The sequence below is a fragment of the Actinocorallia sp. B10E7 genome, from assembly GCF_039871655.1.
Taxonomy (GTDB): domain Bacteria; phylum Actinomycetota; class Actinomycetes; order Streptosporangiales; family Streptosporangiaceae; genus Actinocorallia.
The window spans coordinates 603498-621498 of record NZ_JBDPLZ010000002.1 but is presented as its reverse complement, the minus strand read 5'-3'; the positions used below and the strand labels follow the sequence as shown (position 1 = coordinate 621498).

Sequence of the window (18001 nt, the reverse complement as noted above, 5' to 3'; positions counted from 1 at the left end):
AGCCCGGCGAGCCCGCCGGGCTCAGAGCTCGCGCAGGACGCCGTCGAGGAACTCCGGGGTCCGCTCGGGGTGCAGGGCATGGGTGCCGAGCTCGTCGACGAGCTGGCGGTAGCGGCCGACCTCGGCGGGACGGTCGGGGTAGGTGCCGTCGTAGCGGCGCTCCAGGAAGACCACGTCGGGGAGGTCGCCGGCGGGGAGCCGGATCAGGGTGATCGGGGTGCCGCTGGCGGCGTGCACCCCGTAGGAGAACGGCAGGACCTGGATCCGGACGTTCGGGCGGGCGGAGAGCTCGGCCAGGTGGTCGAACTGGGCGCGCATGAGCGCGAGGTCCCCGGCCGGACGGCGCAGCGCGGCCTCGTCCAGGACCACCCACAGGCGCGGGCCTCCGGGGCGGGTCAGCACGTCCTGGCGGTGCAGCCGCAGCTCCACCCTCCGGGCGACGCGCTCCCGGGTCTCGTCCGGGTGGAGGCGGACCAGCTCGGCCCTGGCGTAGTCGGGGGTCTGCAGCAGGTCGTGGACCGCGCGGATCTCGTAGCAGCGGATGACGCTGGCGGCCTGCTCCAGGCCGAGGCAGGACTCGAACCACAACGGGACCAGGTCGCTGTAGGGCTGCCACCAGCCGGGCAGGCCGGACTGCCGGCCCAGCTCCAGCAGGACGGAGCGCTCCGCCTCCTCGGTGACCCCGTACAGATCCAGCAGGTCCTCGAGGTCGCGGATCTTGAACTTGTGCCGACCCAGCTCCATGCGGCTGATCTTCGACTCGGAGCCGCGGATGGCGCCGGCCGCGACCTCACGGGTGATGTTCCCCGCCTCCCTGAGCCGGCGCAGCTGGGCTCCGAGGATCATCCGGGGCGCGGTGGGACCGGCCCGCCACTCGATGGCGGCGGCCGGTCCGGCCGGTCCGCTCACGATGTGGTTCTTCTTCATCCGCCTCCTACGCCTTTCGCCCGACCCCGCAGAGCGTGGGACTGTCCGGAACATCGCCGAAGTCCACCTCCGGGCGCCATCTCGGGCACGGGACGACACCCGGCTCCACCAGCTCCAGGCCGGAGAAGAACGCCTCGATCTGCGCCCTGCTCCGGAGCTTGTAGGGCACCGCCCCGGTGCCGTCGTAGCGCTGCTGCGCCTCGTTCAGCGCGGCGTTCTCGTCGTGGCTGTCGTACAGGGCGAGGAAGCTTCCCGGCGGCAGGCCGTCCAGCAGCTCCGCCACCAGGGCGTGCGCCTCCCCGTCGTCGCCCACATGCCCCAGGACGCCCATCAGCGTCAGGGCCACGGGCCTGTCGAAGTCCAGCGTCCCGTGCGTCTTCTCCAGGATCATGGCGGGCTCGCGCATGTCGGCGTCGATGTAGTCGGTGGCACCCTCGGGGGTGCTGGTCAGCAGCGCCCGCGCGTGGGAGAGCACGAGGGGGTCGTTGTCCACGTAGACGATCCGGGCGGACGGGTCGGCCCGCTGCGCCAGCTCGTGGGTGTTGTCGACGGTCGGCAGGCCCGTCCCGATGTCGAGGAACTGGCCGATCCCCTCCTCCTGGACCAGGTATCGCACGACGCGGCCCAAGAAGAGCCGGCCGGTCCTGGCGATGTCCGCGATCCCGGGAAAGGCGGCCAGGTAGGCGTCCCCCGCCTCCTCGTCGACCGGGTAGTGGTCCTTGCCGCCCAGGAAGTAGTTCCAGATCCGAGCGGAGTTCGGGACGCTCTTGTCGATCACGGGCTCGGTCATGGTGCTCCTTTCCCTTTTCAGATGCCCCTTCTCGGACGTCCTCGAACAGGGGAGCCACGCCGGAGCGCCGGACCGGGCCAGAGTTCCGGCCACCATGAGAATTAGCCAATATGACAGGCATGTGTCATGTGGGTTAACCATCCATTTTAGGAAGGTTCCACCCTCCTCGAAACCGGCACTGTCAAGGGTCCTGGCACTTTATTAGGAATTGGTCAAAATACAATAACGGATTTATTTGGACCCTGGCACCCGCATGGAGGGCGTTCGAAGATGCGTTTGCTCCCGAAAATCCCCCTTAATTGGAGGAGTACCCCCATGCGTCATTCCCTCCTGTCCGTCCTGGCAGCGGCGTTCCTCGTCGCCGCCACCGCCCCCGCCGTCCAGGCCGAAGAAGCCGTCGACTACATCGTGGTGCTCAAGAAGGGCAACGACTCCTCGAAGGTCGCCAAGGAGCACGGCAACAAGCACAAGACGAAGCTCACCCGCACCTACAGCCACGCCCTGCGCGGCTACTCCGCGAACATGGCCCCCTCCGCGGCCAAGGCGATCGCCAAGGACTCGCGGGTGCAGTTCGTCCAGGTCGACCAGAAGGTGACGGTCGCGGCCCAGACGCTGCCGACCGGCATCAACCGCGTCGACGCCGAGACCAGCCCCACCGCCGACATCGACGGCGTCGACGAGCGGGTCAACGTGGACGTCGCGGTGATCGACACCGGCATCCAGCTCAACCACCCCGACCTGAACGTCTACACCGCCGGGGCCAAGAACTGCTCCACCGGCTCCAGCGCCGCCGACGGCAACGGCCACGGCACCCACGTCGCCGGCACGATCGGCGCCATCGACAACACCAGCGGGGTCGTCGGCGTCGCGCCGGGCGCCCGGGTGTGGCCCATCCGGGTGCTCAACAACTCCGGCAGCGGCACCTTCTCCTCCATCATCTGCGGCATCGACTACGTGACGGCGAACGCCGACGAGATCGAGGTCGCCAACCTGAGCCTCGGCGGCTCCGGCACCGACGACAACAACTGCGGCAACAGCAACGGCGACGCCATGCACCAGGCGATCTGCGCGTCGGTGGCCGCCGGCGTCACCTACGCGGTCGCCGCGGGCAACAGCTCCGCCAACTCCGCCGGCTACGTGCCGGCCTCCTACAACGAGGTCATCACCGTCAGCGCCCTGGCCGACTTCAACGGCCTGCCCGGCGGCGGAGCGGCGGCCACCTGCCGCTCCGACGTGGACGACACCTTCGCGAACTTCTCCAACTACGGCTCCGACGTCGACCTCATCGCGCCCGGCGTCTGCATCAACTCGACCTGGACGGGCAGCGGCTACAACACCATCTCCGGCACCTCGATGGCGACCCCGCACGTGGCGGGCGCCGCCGCCCTCTACAAGGCCACCCACCCGACGGCCTCGCCCTCCGCGGTGAAGAGCGCCCTGCAGAGCGCCGGCACCACCAACTGGACGAACTCCGACGACCCCGACGGCATCAAGGAGAAGCTCCTCAACGTGGCCGGCTTCTGATCCCCGACTCCTTCGCCGCCCGGGCCACGGCCCGGGCGGTCCTCCGTCCTGGGGCGTCCGTCGAACTCCTTGCGTTGCGCACCAAACGGCATATTTGCCGTCGACACGCATTTCCCTGGAGCGGGAAAGAATCTCAACAAACCACAGGGCGGATTACCATGAGCGATTCGAAATCCCGTGACGGATTCAATTCCGGAGGAATTCCGCATGCGTCGCTCGACCTCCGCCGTCCTGACGGCCGCCGTCCTCTCCGCCCTCGCCGCGCCCCCCGTCCTGGCCGATCCCCCCGCCGGCTACATCGTGGTGCTGAAGAAGGGCAGCGACTCCGTCTCGGTCGCCCGGCAGCACTCCGGGGAGTACAGCGCCAAGGTCCTGCACACCTACGACCACGCCCTGCACGGTTACGCGGCGGCCATGACGCCCGCCGTCGCCAAGAAGATCACCGAGGACCCCCGGGTGCGGTTCGTCCAGCCCGACCGCAGCGTCCGACTGGAGGCCCAGACGGTTCCCACGGGCGTCGACCGCGTCGACGCCGAGCCCAGACGCTCCTCCGGCGGCGGCTCCGCCGGCGAACGGATCGACGTGGACGTCGCGGTGATCGACACCGGGATCCAGTCGGACCACCCCGACCTCAACGTGCACACCGCCGGGGCCAAGAACTGCACCGGGGGGACCGGCGCCCAGGACGGCAACGGCCACGGCACCCACGTCGCCGGCACGATCGGCGCCCTCGACGACGGCGAAGGCGTGGTCGGCGTCGCGCCGGGCGCGCGGGTGTGGCCGGTCCGGGTGCTCGACGACTCCGGGAACGGCACCTTCTCCTCGATCATCTGCGGCATCGACCACGTCACCGCCCACGCCGGCGAGATCGAGGTCGCCAACCTGAGCCTCGGCGCCACCGGCACCGACGACGGCGCCTGCGGCAACACCGCCCGTGACGCCCTGCACCAGGCGATCTGCACGTCGGTGGCCGCCGGCGTCACCTACACGGTGGCCGCGGGCAACTCCTCCGTCGACTCCGCGAAGCACGTGCCGGCCTCCTACGACGAGGTGATCACCGTCAGCGCGCTGGCCGACTTCGACGGGCTGCCCGGCGGCAAGGCGCAGTCCACCTGCGTCGCCGACCAGGACGACACCTTCGCGAACTTCTCCAACCACGGCCGTGACATCGACCTCATCGCCCCCGGCGCCTGCATCCGCTCCACCTGGATCAAGGGCGGCTACAGCACCAGTTCGGGCACCTCCATGGCGGCTCCGCACGCCGCGGGCGCCGCCGCCCGCTACAAGGCCGCCCACCCGACGGCCTCGCCCGCCGCGGTGAAGAGCGCCCTGCAGAGCGCCGGGACGACCGACTGGAACTCCGCCGACGATCCCGACGGCGTTCAGGAGCGTCTGCTCAACGTCACGCGCCTCTAGGAAAAAAGCAACGGAAAGCTAATTAAAGAGACAAAGTGATTCCACTCACCCAGAGTGACACCTCGTACCCCACCAGGCGGTTTCCGCCCCGCACTCCGCCCCGGGGCCGCCGCCACCCCCGGCTTCGGGACCTTCAGACCTTGCCTTAACATCCAGGTAAATCTTAGTTTTTTGGCATATGGCAGTAAATGGCCGCCCCGGGATTGCCCTGACCGCTCCCGGGCGCGGGAGGAGGGCGGATATCCTTGGCTGGTAACATCATCCGTCGTCTCCGTCCGGCCCCCGGCCGCGCACCGGAGTCCGAAGAAGAGCGAAGGGAACAAGCAGCCGTGACCGACCAGTCGCCCACCTCCGTGAACGAGGAGATCGAGACGCCCGTCGCCGCCGACGACGAAGTGGCCGCCGCGCTCGCCAACTGGCCGACCAGCACTGCCAACCCGCGCCGCACCCAGATCTGAGGCAGCACTCGGGCTGATACCGGTCCCCGGGCCTCCCCTGCGGGGGGAGGACCCGGGGATCGGCGTTTTCCGTGACCCCCCCCGGCGCTCCATAACGGATCAATATCCATCGCGAAAAGCCAAGATAAAGGTGAACCTCTAGCCGTCTGTCTGATAGGACTGGTTTGCCTGCATACCGCACCGCGTGGAGTTCTGCCGTGAGCGATCCAACGCCTCCTGGGTTCACGCCCCCCGCCTCCCATGGGCGGTTCCGTGGACGCGACCCCGCGACTCCCGGCGGGAACCCGCCGAGCGCAAACGCCTCAGGACCGCTCCGGCCCGTGACCGCTCCGCCCGCCCCGAACCGGACCGGGCAGGACCGGGCCGCCGCGCCGCCTCCCGTCAGGCGGAGGCCGCCGGCCCAGCGACCGCCCGCCCCCAGTCCGGTCGTCGCCCCGCAACGGCCCCCGACCGGACGCCACTCGACCGCGGCACCCAGGCGGCCGGTCTCGGACGACCCCGGACGGACCACGGCGGACGATCCCGGACGGACCGTGGCGGACGGAACCGGCCGCACCGTGCAGGACTTCGGGCGTCCCGCCTCGGACCGCCGGGGCCCCGGCCCCCGCCAGGTCCGGCGGCGAGGAGAACGGCCCCCTCCCGTCTCCCGGCCCGAACCCCGACCCCGGCCTCCGCGCGGCGGGAGACGCGGCTCCCGTCCGAACGGGCTCCTGTGGTTCCTGTCCTGGTCGTCCTTGATCTCCGTGGTCTGCCTGCTGACCGTCGAGGTCAAGTCCGACGAGTCGTTCCTCTGGGCGTGGCCGATCGTCGGCCTCCTGGTCCTGGCCTTCCTCTTCTGCTCGGCCCGGTCCGGATCGGCGGCCCCTCCCCGTCCGCGCGGCTCCGGAACGAAGCGCTGATCCGGGGCCGGCGCTCAGGTCGCGGCGGCCAGGTATCCGGCCACCAGGGCGTCGGCGACCCGTCCGACGACCTCGTCGCCCGGCAGGAAGGCCGGGTGATGCAGGCCCGGAGCCGACGGGTCGGTGCCGACGAAGAGCATGAGGCCGCGGGCGCCGTGGCAGTAGTGCGAGAAGTCGTCGGCTCCATAGGACCTGAACGTGCGGTCCACCGGGATGCCGAAGCCGTTGAGGACTCCGGTCGCGCGGTCGGCCAGGTCCGGGTCGTTGCGCAGGACCGGTTCCAGGGGGTGGATGCGGGTCTCGGCGGTGCAGCCGAAGGCGGCGGCGGTGTGCGCGGCGATCTCGGTGATGAGCCGGGCCGCCTCGGCGCGGTCCTCGTCCCGCATGACCCGGACGGTGCCGCGCGCCGCCGCGGTGTCCGGGACGACGTTCGCGGCGCTCCCCCCGGTGATGTGGCCGACGGTGCAGGACGCGCCCAGCACGGGGTCGAACCGGCGGGACGCCAGGTGCTGGAGGGCGACGACGACCTGGCACACGGCCAGGACGGGGTCACGGGTCAGGTGGGGGTAGCCCGCGTGGCCGCCCGCACCGGTCACGACGATCTCGAACTCGTCGGCGGCGGCGTTGACCGGCCCGGGGGTGGCGCCGACGACCCCGGCGGGCAGCCGCGGCTGGACGTGGGCGCCGACCACCGCGATGGCGCCTTCCAGGACGCCCGACCGCACGACGTCCTCGGCTCCGGAGGGGTGGGTCTCCTCCCGCGGCTGCAGGAGGGCCAGGATCGGGACGTCCGGGCCGATCCTGGCCGCGGCGCGGCAGACGGCGACGAGCGCGGCGAGGTGGACGTCGTGGCCGCAGGCGTGCATGGCGGCTCCGGTCGCGCTCCAGGGCGCCCCGGTCCGCTCGGTCATCGGCAGGGCGTCGAGTTCGGCGCGCAGCACCACGGCCGGCCCCTCCCCGCCGATCCGCAGGAGGCGGCCGGTCCCCGCCACGCGTTCTCCGGGCCCGGCGTCCAGGGCCGCCACGACCTCGCGGGCGGTGTCCTCCTCCTGGCCGGAGATCCGGGGCTCGGCGTGCAGGCGGTGCCGCAGCTCGATCGCCGCGGGGATTTCGTCCGCGACGGCCGTGCGAAGTTTGCGGTGGAGGGTCTCGTCCGGCTCGGGGGGCATGAAGTATTTTTACTGCACCATGAATGGAGTTTCATCCCCCTATGGGGTTATTTGAGGTAATTCTCGGCGCTCCCGATCAGGCCCGGGTCTCGGTGACGAGCCCCGCGACGACCGCCCGCAGCGAGCCTCCCCGGTCGTGGACGGCGCGCTGCCTGGCCGCGCAGTCCCCCCGTTCCAGGAGATCCGCGGCCAGAGCGGAGACCAGGTCCCGGTCCCCCGCCTCCTCGAGGAACGGCCCCAGCTCCGCCAGCAGGTCCCGGACGACCTCGCCGGCCGGCGCGGGGCGTCCCGTGGCCGGATCGACCAGCAGCCCGCCGAGCCCGAACCTGGCGGCGTGCCACGTCGCCGAGCGCAGCAGCTCCCCCCGCACGGGCCGGAACTCCCGCTCCCTCTCGGCCGCGCACTCCCGCCGGACCAGGGCGCGGAACAACCCGGCCAGAAGGACGACGTCGTCCACCCTCGGGCAGGCGTCGCAGACGCGCAGCTCCAGCGTCGGCAGATGGCAGGACGGCCGGACGTCGAAGTAGACCATGCCCGGGTCGATGATCGTCCCGTCGGCCACGAGCCTGGCCACCAGCGCGTCGTATTCGGCGGCGCTGTCGAAGGAACCGGGCGGGCCGGCGGTCGGCCAGCGCTGCCACAGCAGCGAGCGGTAGCTGGAGTAGCCGGTGTCGGCTCCCCGCCAGAAAGGCGAGCTGGCGCTGAGCGCGAGGAAGACCGGCAGCCAGGGCGCCAGCCGCCGCAGCACCCGCACCGCCAGGTCGCGGTCGGGCACGTCCACGTGCACCTGGACCCCGCAGATCAGCTGCTCCCCTGCCAGGGAGCGGTAGAGGTCGTGCATGTGCTGGAACCTGGGCACGGGCGGGATGTCGTGGCCGGAGACCGCGGCGAGCGGCACCGTGCCGGTGGCCACCACGCCCAGGCCCCGCTCCTCGGCCGTCTTGATCAGCACCTTCCGGGTGGCCGTCAGGTCCTCCGCCAGGTCGTCCAGCCTCGCCCAGGGCGCGCTGTGCGCCTCGATCGTCGTGGCCTGGAGCTCCGCGCTGTACCTCTTGCCGGGCAGAAGGTCGAGCAGGGTCGTGGCGGCGGGCGTCAGCTGGCCGCTGTCCAGGTCGACGAGATGGAACTCCTCTTCCACCCCGACCAGCAGTTCATTGGGTGATTTCGCCATAATTAGCCCGCAAACTCCGCCTCTTCCCCCGACTTGGGCTTCGCCTTCCCCGCTCCGTCCCACCCCGTTCCCGCGAAGTGTTCACCGTCCCCCCGGCACGCTCTACACTTTCTGTTGGGTCCCGGCCTCCGGCCGGAACAGGCCCGCACGAGGCCAGGGGCGGTAGCTCAGCCGGTCAGAGCAGCGGACTCATAATCCGCCGGTCGTGGGTTCGAGCCCCACCCGCCCCACCTTCTCCCCACGCCCCGACCTGCGTATAAGCGTACTTACCCGATATTCATCGCCGTGAGTCGTCTCCGGTCGGCTCCCCCGGGAGACCGAGGCCCCCCTCCCGTACCTCCGTGGAAAGCCCGGCCAAGCCGGGTTAGAGGCCGGGTCGTCTCCCGGTATGCGTCCGTCCTGGTCGGCATCCCGTCGTTTCCCGGCCGGGGGAACGAGGTAGATCAACTCCGTGAACGTGATCGCGCGGCGGGTTCTGCAGTTGCACGACGAGAACGGGGACGGGCTCCGGGACGTGGTGATCTCCATCGGCCAGCCCCACCGTGATCCCGACGGGCGCGGAGAGTGGCTCTGCCCCTACGAGATCGAGGGGCTGGGCGACTGGGACGGCCGGTACCAGGTCGCCGGAGAGGACTCCGTCCAGGCGCTCCAGCTCGTCCAGGGAGTGATCTGGGGGGTGCTGACCGGCTCGGAGCAGAGCCATCGGCTGCGCCTGTGGGGCGAGCCCGACCTGGGCTTCCCCTCCCCCTTCCAGCGGATCAAGGTGCTGCACGAGTTCTCCTCCGACAGCGCCTACATCGCGTTGGCCGGGGTGTTCGACCAGGCGCAGGAGGCGGTGGAGCAGATCGAGGTCGGCGACCGGAACGGCGAGCTCGCCGCGGTCCTGGACTTCGCCCGCTCGGGCGAACTGCTGGGCATCGAGCTCTTCCGGGCCGGCCGCCGCCTCCCCGAGGGGCTGCGCGCCCGGCCCGTCGTCCAGGAACCCTGAGGTCATCCCCGGGAGGGATGCGAACGGGGCGCCGGTCCCCCGTCGGGCCTACCGAGAACTCCGCACCGGAGATCTGTCCTCACTTGGGGCCAAGTGGCTAGGCTCACCGCCATGTCCCGACTTCGCACCCTCCTGGCGGCGGTCCTCGCCGTGGCCCTGATGTCCGGTTGCAGTTCGGCGGACGGGTCCGGCCCGCTGCCCGACGCCAAGACGTTGCTGCAGCAGTCCGCCACGGCCATGAAGGACGTCACCAGCGTCGGGTTCGCGCTGACCACCGAGGGCACCCCCTCGGGGATCCCGGTGCAGGCGATGAACGGCCAACTGCTGCGGAACGGCGACGCCCAGGGCGACCTCACCGCCACCCAGGCCGGTTTCACCGTCCAGGCCAAGTTCGTCCTGGTCGGCCCGGACCTCTACTACAACCTCATGGGCGGCTACCAGAAGACCGACAGGGCGACGGTCACCCAGCTCCTGGACCCGTCGGCGATCCTCGACCCCGAGCGCGGCATCCCGCTGCTGCTCACCCAGGCCACCGACGCCAAGGCCGAGACCCGTGAGGACGGAGCGGTCAAGATCTCCGCCACCCTGCCCGGCACCGCCGTCGCGGGGCTGGGGGTCAAGGTCGCGGGCACCCTCAAGGGCGCCGTGTGGATCGACGAGGACGACAAGCGGCTCACCAGGGTCCGGATGGACCTGGAAGGCGGGTCGGCGACCCTGGCCTTCGACGACTTCAACGCCGACCCCGTGATCAAGGCGCCGGAGCAGTAGCCGTGCGCAGCCGACGCCGCCTGGCGATCGGGGCCGGCGGGGCCATCGTCCTGCTGGCCTCTCTCGACGCCTACGTCATCGTCACCGTCCTGCTCGAGATGACGAAGGACCTGGGCATACCCGCCAACCGCCCCGAGCGCATCACCCCCGTCATCACCGGCTTCCTGCTCGGCTACGTGGCGGCGATGCCGCTGCTGGGCCAGCTGTCGGACCGCTTCGGCCGCCGGGCGGTCCTGCACGCCTGCCTGGTGGCGTTCGCCCTCGGCTCCGCCGTCACCGCCGCCGCCGAGCAGTTCTCCCTGCTCGTGGCGGGACGGGTCGTCCAGGGCGTCGCGGGCGGCGCGCTGCTGCCCATCACGATGGCGCTCGCCGGCGACCTGTGGTCCGAACGGCGCCGGACGGTCGTGCTGGGCGCCGTCGGAGCCGTCCAGGAGCTGGGCAGCGTCCTGGGCCCGCTGTACGGGGCGGGGCTGGCCGCGCTGATCGGCTGGCGCGGCGTCTTCTGGGTGAACGTGCCGCTGGTGCTGGCCGCGATGGCCGCGATCCACTTCACCGTCCCGCCGACCCGCCCGGCCGCTCCGGGCCGGGTGGACGTCCCGGGCGGGCTGCTGCTGGCCGGCGGGCTCGGCCTGCTGGTCGTCGGCACCTACAACGAGGAGCCGGAGTACGGCGTCCTGCCGCCCGGCGGCGCGCAGATGATCGCGGGCGGGGTGGTGCTGCTCGTCCTGTTCGGGGTGTGGGAGGCGCGGGCGAAGTCCCGGCTGCTCGACCTGACCGGGGTGCGCAAGAGCCCGGTGTTCGCCGTCCTGGCCGTCAGCCTGCTGTCCGGCGCGGCGCTGATGGTCACCCTGGTGGACGTCCAGCTGATCGCCACCACCCTGCTGGGGCGGACCTCCGCCGAGGGGGCGTTCCTGCTGGCCCGGTTCCTGGTCGCGCTGGCGCTCGCCGCCGTCGCGGGCGGGTTCGTCGCCCACCGGTACGGCGACCGCTGGCCACTGGTGGCCGGGATGGCGCTGGCCGCGATCGGCTACCTGCTGGTCTCCGGGTGGCCGCTGGATCCCGCGGCCGCGTCCTACGGTCCGCTGCCGCGCATGGACGTCGACCTGGCGCTGGCCGGGACCGGCCTGGGCCTGGCCATCGCGCCGGTCTCCTCGGCGGTCCTGCGGCTGGTCCCCGCCGGGCAGCACGGCGTGGCCTCCGCTTCCGTCGTGGTCTCCCGCATGATGGGGATGTTGCTGGGTATCTCTGCTCTGTCGGCCTACGGTTTCCACCGTTTGCAGTCGCTGACGGCCGAGTTGACGGTTCCGCTCCCCTTCGGGAATCCGAACTTCAAGGCCGAGTTCGAGGTGTACCAGGCGGGTCTGCGCGAGGCGCTGCACACCGAGTACCGCGAGATCTTCCTCATCACCTCGGGGCTCTGCCTGCTCGGCGCGGTGGTGGCTGCGAGCCTGCGGAGGCCGCCGTCCGACCTGCCGCATCCGGCCAAGGAGTTCGCCGTCTGAACACCGTCACCCCGTTGCCAAGGTCCTACGGCGAGTGATTACTTCTCATCCTGGCCGTACGTAATTGCCTTACTACATTTCACCCAGGACCGGCGGCCGGGGAGGAACGGAACATCGTGCAGCGAATGAGCGGACTGGACGCCAGCTTCTACCTGATCGAGGACGAGAACACGCCCCTGCACGTGGCGGCCGCGATCATCCTGGAAGGTCCGGTGCCCGGCTACGGCGACATCGTCAGACTCGTCGCCTCCAAGCTGCCCTCCATCGAACGCTACCGGCAGCGGGTCCGCTCCGTGCCGCTCCACCTGGGACGCCCCGTCTGGGTGGACGATCCACACTTCCAGATCCTGTACCACGTCCGGCACACCGCCGTCCCGGCGCCCGGCACCATGGACCAGCTGCGCAACCTCGCGGGCCGGATCATCGCCCAGCGGCTCGACCCCAAGAAGCCGCTGTGGGAACTGTGGCTGGTCGAGGGCCTGGAGGGCGGCAGATGGGCCCTCATCGGCAAGGTCCACCACTGCATGGTCGACGGAGTCGCGGGCATGGACCTCATCGCCTCGATGTTCGACCTCGACCCCGACGCCCCCCAGCCGGAGCAGCCCGCCGAGGAGTGGGTCCCCCACCCCGGACCGTCCTCGTTGCGGCTGTTCGGCGAGGCCCTGGTGGACAACACGCTCCAGCCGCTCCGGCTGGTCTCCTCGCTGCCGCACCTGGCCTCGTCTCTGGGCCGGACCCCGCAGCTGCTCGACTACGCGGGCGGGGTCGTCCGCCAGCTGTCCCGCTTCACCCGCAGGTCCGCCAGCGTGCTCAACGGGCCGATCGGGCCGCACCGGCGGTGGTCGTGGGTCAGCGCCCCGCTGGACGACGCGCAGCGGATCCGCAAGAGGCACGGGGGAACCGTCAACGACGTGGTCCTCGCCTCCGTCACGCGGGGTTTCCGCGAGCAGCTCGCCGGGCGGAACGCGCTGAAGCCCGACATGGTCGTGCGCTCGGGGGTCCCGGTGTCCGTCAGGACCGCCGACGAGCGGGGCGCGCTCAACAACCGGGTGTCGGCCATCTTCGTCAACCTCCCGGTCGGCGTGGCCGACCCCGCCGAGCGCTACCGGCTGATCCGCGAGCAGACCGAGGACCTCAAGGCCACCAGCCAGGAGGTCATCGGCGCCAAGCTCACCAGGGTCACCGACGCGGCCGTGGCCCCGGCCCTGCTGGCGCTGGGCGCCCGGATCCCGATCCGGATGCTCAACCCGATCATCCAGACGATCACCACCAACGTGCCGGGCCCGGACTTCCCCCTGTACGTGCTCGGCCGCCGTATCGACGGCCTGTTCCCCTACGTGCCGTTGACCGGGGGCATCCAGGTCGGCACCGCGATCTTCAGCTACGACGGGTGGCTGAACTTCGGGGTGAGCGCCGACTTCGACGGCCAGCCGGACATCGAGGTGTTCACCGCCGGGATCGGCGAGGGGATCGCCGAACTGCTCAAGGCCCCCGCGGCGGATTAGGCGGGCCGCGGCAGAGCCCGCTGGAGCCGGACGGCGACGGCCTCGCGGGCTCTGCCGAAGAACGTGTCGTCGTCGTAGAGGACGGCGGTGCCGCACGCCTGCCAGACATAGGACGTGAGCTCGAAGAGGAGCTGCTCGGGGTCGGTGTCGGAGCGCAGCTCGCCCAGCGAGACGGCCTCCCGGATGGTGTGGCGCAGGTAGTCCCGCCACGCGTCGAGGGAAGCGGCGACGGCGTCGCGGACCCTGCCGGGCCGGGCGTCGTACTCGGCGCTGATGGAGTAGAGGATGCAGCCGCCGGGGAAGACCCGGCGTTCGACGTAGTCGAGCCAGTTGCCGATCAGCGCCTCGATGCGGGCGAGGCCCGGCTCGACGGAGCGGGCCGGCTTCACGACCTGTTCGACGAAGGCCTCGCGGGCGGCCTCGACGGTCGCGAGCTGGAGTTCCTCCTTGGAGCCGAAATGGGCGAAGAGCCCGCTCTTGGAGAGCGACAGATCGCCCGCCAGCCGTCCGATGGACAGGCCCTCCAGCCCCTCCGCCGAGGCGATGTCCAGCGCGCGCTCGAGGATGAGCCGCCTTGTCTGCTCTCCGCGCAGCAGCCTGCCGTCAGTGGTCATGCCCAAAGAATACGACCGATCGTTCGTTCGGTCACTTGACAAGACCTCCCGGGAAAAGAAATCGTACGACCGTTCGTACTATTACTTGGGAGATCGCATGACCGCACGCATCCTGCCGCTCGCGGCGGGAGCCACCTTCCTGGCGATGCTCGACGCCACCGTGACCAACCTGGCCTTCCCAGACCTCCAGCGCGACTTCGACGGCGCCACGATCAGCGGGCTCACCTGGATCGTCACCCTCTACGCCGTGTCGTTCGCCGCCCTGCTCGCCCCCGCCGGGCGGCTCGCCGACCTGCTCGGGCGGCGGCGGCTCTACCGCGCCGGGATCGGCGTGTTCACCCTCGCCTCCCTGGCCTGCGTCCTCGCCCCGAACCTGCCGGCGCTGCTCGCCGCGCGGACCGTCCAGGGCGCGGGCGCGGCCGCGATGGTCCCCGTCTCGCTGGCCGTCCTGCTGCACGGCACCCCGCCCGAGAAGCGGGCCCGCTCGATCGGCCTGTGGAGCGCCTCGGCCGCGCTCGCCGCCGCCGTCGGACCGTCCGTCGGCGGAGTCCTGGTCGACCTCCTGGACTGGCGGGCGCTCTTCTTCATCAACATCCCGCTGGGCCTCGCCCTCTTCTGGACGGCCCGAGGCCTCGCCCCCGAACCGGGCGAAGGCCGCCTCCCCGACGTCCTGGGCACCGTCCTGCTCGGCGGCGGCCTCGGCGTGCTCGCCCTGGCCGTCAGCCAGGGGCCGGACCTCGGCTGGTCGGACCCGCGCGTCCTGGCCGCGCTGCTCGGCGGGGCCGCCGCCGTCGCGCTGGCCCTCACCCGCTCGGCCCGCCACCCCGTGCCCGCCATGGAGATCTCGCTGTGGCGCAACCGGGACTTCGCCGTCACCAACGTGGTCTCGTTCTTCTACGGCGCCGCCTTCTTCCCGTGGATGCTCGTCGGAGTCCTGGTCCTCACCCGCATGTGGGGCTACTCGGAGCTGGAGGCCGGGCTGGCGATGACCCCCGGCGCGGTCAGCGCGGCCGTCGCCTCGGTGCTCATGGGACGGCTGGCCGCCCCGCGCACCGCCATCCTCACCGGCTCGCTCGTCATGCTCGGCACCGCCGTCTGGACCTGGCGCGCGCTTCCCGAAGAGCCCCGGTTCCTGGCCTTCTGGCTGCCCTGCGGTCTGCTGATCGGCATCGGCATGGGCGCCCTGGCCACCGGCACGGCCGGCTCGGCCGCCCTGTCCGTCGCCCCCGTCCGGTTCGCCGGGGCCACCGGACTCAACACCACCGCCCGGCAGCTCGGCGGCGCGCTCGGCACCGCGGTCCTGGCCGCGCTGCTGTCCGGCCCGCGGGCCGGCGCCGAGGAGTTCACCACCGTCTACGCCTACTGCGCGATCGTCTGCGCGCTCGCCCTCCTCGCGGGGCTCGGGCTGCGGACGGCCGTCCCCGCTGTTTCCACCGCCGCACGAGAAGGAGCACCCGCATGACCGGCATGACCCGATGGACGAAACTGGCAGTGGTCGGAGACAGCATCGCCGCGGGCGTCCGGGAACCGGCCGAAGGCTACGAGGACCTGTCCTGGACCGACCGGATCACCCGGGAGCTCGGCACCCGCACCCTCAACCTCGGACGGCGCGACCTGACGGCCCGGCAGGTGCGGGAGGAGCAGTTGCTGCCCGCGCTGGCCTTCCTGCCCGACCTGGCGATCGTCGTCTGCGGGGGCAACGACGCCTTCCAGGACGAGTTCGACGCCGACGCGCTGGCCGCCGAACTCGACCTCATGGTCGGCTCCTTCCGCGAGGTCGGCGCGGACGTCCTGACCCTCGGCCTGTTCGACAACGTCGACGCCGGGCTGGCCGGGCGGCGCTTCCAGGAGGTCTTCGCGCCCCGGCTGCGCGAGCTCAACCGGCTGACGAAAGAGATCTCCGCGCTACGGGGCGCCGTGTTCGTCGACTTCAGCCGGCACCCCGCCGGGACCGACCCGTCCATCTACGCCGGCGACCGGATCCATCTGAACGCCAAGGGGCACGCGATCGTCGCCGAGGAGAGCCTCCGCAGGCTCGCGGCGCATTCCGTCGGCCGGGTCAGCGCGACCTGACCGGGAACTCCCGGGTACGCGGCTCCCAGGGGTCGTGAAGATCTGATCCTGGGAGCCGTGCTCCGGCAGAAAGTCCAGCTTCACCCGGCATGACGCAAGGTCACGGTTCTGCCCGCGGACAGGCCGAAGCGGGCCGCGGCCGACCCCAGGTTGACGCCCAGTGCCAGCCGCCCCGAGGAGTCGGCGAACAGCAGGGGCTCTCCCTCCGCCACGTCGCCGAAGGTCTCCGCCCAGCGCACGCGGGTGCCCGCCACGTCCAGCGCCGTGCCGTACTCCAACGGACCGAACACGGCAGCCAGATCCCTCGGGAACGCACCGAGGATCAGGCTGCCGAAGTCGTCGGGGTAGAGCACGGCCACGCTCAGCTCGCCCTCCCCCGGGACCGGCTCCGGGATCTCCAGGGGGCTCGGCCGCAGTTCCGGACCGAACTCGCCGAGGGGGACGCCGTTGGCCAGATGCGCGGCGGCCGGGGCGAAGAGGTCCCGGCCGTGGAAGGTGCTGGAGAGCGCGGGCAGCCGCAACCCGGGGTTGTCCAGGATCCGCGCCTCGGCCACCCCGCCGAGGGCCTCGGCCGCCGGAACGAGCAGCCCGTTGTCGGGGCCGACGAGGAAGTCCCCGCGGCCGGTGCGCACGGCCACCGGATGCCGGAGAGTGCCGACTCCGGGATCCACGACCGCCAGATGGACGCCCACCGGCAGATGAGGGAGCGCCTGCTCCAGCAGCAGCGCGCCTTCGACGACCGCGTACTTGCTCACCTCGTCGCTGAGCACCTGGACGCGGGCGGTCGGCGCGATGCGGGCGACGACTCCGGCGCAGATACCGGTATAGGCGGCGCCGAAGTCGGTGGTGATGCTGACGTACGGGCTCGTACCGGCTCGCTCGCCGGCGGACACGGGCAGGATCACAGGAGGGCTCTCACATCGGCGGCCGGGTGATCGGCCAACGCTACCAACCCCGGTCAGAGCACGTCGGAACCCATGGTTCAGCGGTTCTTCAGGGTGTTGATGAGGGCCGCGCCGTCGGCGGCGCCGTCCACGCTGATGGCGAACCTGCCGCCGTTCGGGTACTCCAGCACCAGGCACTCCCCGCCGCGCAACATCAGCGTGGCCCTGCCCGGCAGCCCCCGCAGGCCCCAGCCGCCGACCTGGAAGGGGCTCACCTTCTCCGTCCGCGCGGAGGCGATCGCCGACAGCCGCCTGCGCCAGACCGGGAACGACCAGGGGCCGTAGGCGACGGCCACTCCCTGCTCGCTCACCTGGACCCGGACACTGCTGAACAGCAGCAGGAGGAACCCGACGACGAGCAGCACCGGGGAGACGGGGCCCACCGACCTTCCGGGCAGTAGCGCGACCGCGCCGGCGGCAAGGGCCAGGCAGCCCGAGGCGAGCAGCATCGGGCTGGTGTAGCGGGAGACCCACACCGCCCGTTCCCCTTCGGGAAGGTCCAGGGTCTCGGCAGGCGCGGGCGGGGCGTCCCGGACCATGGTGAACCGGAGGCCCAGCCAGCCGCCCAGCAGCGGCAGCACGATCAGCAGGACGGGCATCCACACGGCCAGGGGGCGGGCGTCGTGCCAGTCCGCCCGGTCGAGATTCGCCCAGACGGTCAGGCCCTGCAGCAGGAGCGCCAGGACGGCGAAGGCCGCCGCGACGGGCGGCGTCCTGCGTCCGAACACGACCCCGACGACCCAGAGCACGAGCGGGAGGGCCAGCGCCGCCGCCTTGGGCAGGGAGCCGTCGGGCTCGCCCGCCGCGTTCCAGTGCACGGCCATGGCGGCGGGCAGCCTGCCCCACCACACGGCGGACAGGGCCACGAGCACCAGCGCCACGAGGGCGCCCCACAGCGGAAGTCTCTTCACATCTCCTCGATCATGGCTATCAGGTCCGCCCGGGTGTGTCCCGCCTTCTCGGCGTCTCGGACCAGTTCCCTCACCCGGTCGACGAACTCGCTCCTGCGGCCCGCCCCGGGGACCACCCGGATGCCGCGGCCGCGCCGGAACTCCAGCAGTCCCTCGTCCCGCAGCCCGCGCAGGGCGCGCAGCACGGTGTTGGGGTCGACCTCGAAGGCCGCCGCGAGGTCGCGGGCCGTGGGCAGCCGTTCGGGGGCGCCGCCGTCCGCGATGGCGCGGCGCAGCGCCGCCGCCACCTGCTCGTGCAGGGGGCGGGGGTCCTCCGCTTCCAGTCTCAGCAGCATGGTGCTA

At 71.6% G+C, this 18001-nt stretch carries 18 protein-coding genes and 1 tRNA gene; 11 read left to right on the top strand and 8 right to left on the bottom strand.

Annotated features, from left to right (window positions below; translation table 11 throughout):
* Positions 1 to 21: 21 nt before the first annotated feature.
* Together ABGB12_RS07970 and ABGB12_RS07965 are read right to left on the bottom strand one after the other, a co-directional pair.
* Positions 22 to 927, bottom strand: coding sequence for a helix-turn-helix transcriptional regulator (locus ABGB12_RS07970; RefSeq protein ID WP_347675619.1), 906 nt, complete (start codon positions 925 to 927; stop codon positions 22 to 24).
* Positions 928 to 934: 7 nt separating this feature from the next.
* Entirely contained in the window at positions 935 to 1717 is a 783-nt protein-coding gene (locus ABGB12_RS07965; protein ID WP_347675618.1) for an SAM-dependent methyltransferase, read from the bottom strand.
* A 315-nt stretch (positions 1718 to 2032) separates the two neighbouring features.
* On the opposite strand from ABGB12_RS07965, the gene ABGB12_RS07960 reads away from it, so the two are divergent.
* From ABGB12_RS07960 to ABGB12_RS07945, 4 genes are all read left to right on the top strand, one after another.
* Positions 2033 to 3241 (top strand): S8 family serine peptidase, encoded by a 1209-nt coding sequence (locus ABGB12_RS07960; protein ID WP_347675617.1) that lies wholly within the window; start codon positions 2033 to 2035, stop codon positions 3239 to 3241.
* A gap of 207 nt (positions 3242 to 3448) precedes the next feature.
* Positions 3449 to 4657 (top strand): S8 family serine peptidase, encoded by a 1209-nt coding sequence (locus ABGB12_RS07955; RefSeq protein ID WP_347675616.1) that lies wholly within the window; start codon positions 3449 to 3451, stop codon positions 4655 to 4657.
* A 329-nt stretch (positions 4658 to 4986) separates the two neighbouring features.
* Positions 4987 to 5115, top strand: a complete 129-nt coding sequence (locus ABGB12_RS07950) for a hypothetical protein (protein ID WP_347675615.1) — start codon at positions 4987 to 4989, stop codon at positions 5113 to 5115.
* A gap of 320 nt (positions 5116 to 5435) precedes the next feature.
* On the top strand, positions 5436 to 6014 hold the full coding sequence (locus ABGB12_RS07945) for a hypothetical protein (protein ID WP_347675614.1): 579 nt from the start codon (positions 5436 to 5438) through the stop codon (positions 6012 to 6014).
* Positions 6015 to 6028: 14 nt separating this feature from the next.
* Here ABGB12_RS07945 and ABGB12_RS07940 read toward each other — a convergent pair whose 3' ends face one another.
* Positions 6029 to 7183 (bottom strand): M20 family metallopeptidase, encoded by a 1155-nt coding sequence (locus ABGB12_RS07940; RefSeq protein ID WP_347675613.1) that lies wholly within the window; start codon positions 7181 to 7183, stop codon positions 6029 to 6031.
* Between the two features lie 76 nt (positions 7184 to 7259).
* Positions 7260 to 8354 carry a glutamate--cysteine ligase gene (locus tag ABGB12_RS07935; RefSeq protein ID WP_347675612.1) on the bottom strand — a complete coding sequence of 365 codons (1095 nt, stop codon included), beginning with the start codon at positions 8352 to 8354 and terminating at the stop codon, positions 7260 to 7262.
* 156 nt (positions 8355 to 8510) lie between these two features.
* On the opposite strand from ABGB12_RS07935, the gene ABGB12_RS07930 reads away from it, so the two are divergent.
* The 5 genes from ABGB12_RS07930 to ABGB12_RS07910 all read left to right on the top strand — a co-directional run bounded on the left by ABGB12_RS07930 (position 8511) and on the right by ABGB12_RS07910 (position 13117).
* Positions 8511 to 8584, top strand: a tRNA-Ile gene (locus tag ABGB12_RS07930).
* Positions 8585 to 8805: 221 nt separating this feature from the next.
* On the top strand, positions 8806 to 9342 hold the full coding sequence (locus ABGB12_RS07925) for a hypothetical protein (RefSeq protein WP_347675611.1): 537 nt from the start codon (positions 8806 to 8808) through the stop codon (positions 9340 to 9342).
* A gap of 111 nt (positions 9343 to 9453) precedes the next feature.
* Positions 9454 to 10110, top strand: a complete 657-nt coding sequence (locus ABGB12_RS07920) for an LppX_LprAFG lipoprotein (RefSeq protein ID WP_347675610.1) — start codon at positions 9454 to 9456, stop codon at positions 10108 to 10110.
* 2 nt (positions 10111 to 10112) lie between these two features.
* A complete protein-coding gene (locus ABGB12_RS07915; protein WP_347675609.1) occupies positions 10113 to 11612 on the top strand; it encodes an MFS transporter in 1500 nt (499 codons plus the stop codon).
* Between the two features lie 125 nt (positions 11613 to 11737).
* The gene (locus tag ABGB12_RS07910; RefSeq protein WP_347675608.1) at positions 11738 to 13117 is read left to right on the top strand and encodes a wax ester/triacylglycerol synthase family O-acyltransferase; all 1380 of its coding nucleotides are present in this window, start codon (positions 11738 to 11740) and stop codon (positions 13115 to 13117) included.
* On the opposite strand, the gene ABGB12_RS07905 is transcribed toward ABGB12_RS07910, so the two are convergent.
* The gene (locus ABGB12_RS07905) at positions 13114 to 13731 is read right to left on the bottom strand and encodes a TetR/AcrR family transcriptional regulator (RefSeq protein ID WP_347675607.1); all 618 of its coding nucleotides are present in this window, start codon (positions 13729 to 13731) and stop codon (positions 13114 to 13116) included. The two genes, ABGB12_RS07910 and ABGB12_RS07905, sit on opposite strands and share 4 nt — an antisense overlap.
* 97 nt (positions 13732 to 13828) lie before the next feature.
* Here ABGB12_RS07905 and ABGB12_RS07900 point away from each other — a divergent pair, with 97 nt between their 5' ends.
* Both ABGB12_RS07900 and ABGB12_RS07895 read left to right on the top strand, forming a co-directional pair.
* Positions 13829 to 15193 carry an MFS transporter gene (locus tag ABGB12_RS07900; RefSeq protein WP_347675606.1) on the top strand — a complete coding sequence of 455 codons (1365 nt, stop codon included), beginning with the start codon at positions 13829 to 13831 and terminating at the stop codon, positions 15191 to 15193.
* Positions 15190 to 15804, top strand: a complete 615-nt coding sequence (locus tag ABGB12_RS07895; protein WP_347675605.1) for an SGNH/GDSL hydrolase family protein — start codon at positions 15190 to 15192, stop codon at positions 15802 to 15804. The genes ABGB12_RS07900 and ABGB12_RS07895 overlap by 4 nt, the downstream gene beginning before the upstream one ends.
* A gap of 80 nt (positions 15805 to 15884) precedes the next feature.
* On the opposite strand, the gene ABGB12_RS07890 is transcribed toward ABGB12_RS07895, so the two are convergent.
* The 3 genes from ABGB12_RS07890 to ABGB12_RS07880 all read right to left on the bottom strand — a co-directional run bounded on the left by ABGB12_RS07890 (position 15885) and on the right by ABGB12_RS07880 (position 17994).
* On the bottom strand, positions 15885 to 16709 hold the full coding sequence (locus tag ABGB12_RS07890; RefSeq protein WP_347675604.1) for an SAM-dependent chlorinase/fluorinase: 825 nt from the start codon (positions 16707 to 16709) through the stop codon (positions 15885 to 15887).
* Between the two features lie 77 nt (positions 16710 to 16786).
* Entirely contained in the window at positions 16787 to 17659 is an 873-nt protein-coding gene (locus ABGB12_RS07885) for a DUF1648 domain-containing protein (protein WP_347675603.1), read from the bottom strand.
* On the bottom strand, positions 17656 to 17994 hold the full coding sequence (locus tag ABGB12_RS07880) for a GntR family transcriptional regulator (protein WP_347675602.1): 339 nt from the start codon (positions 17992 to 17994) through the stop codon (positions 17656 to 17658). The genes ABGB12_RS07885 and ABGB12_RS07880 overlap by 4 nt, the downstream gene beginning before the upstream one ends.
* Between the last annotated feature and the right edge of the window lie 7 nt (positions 17995 to 18001).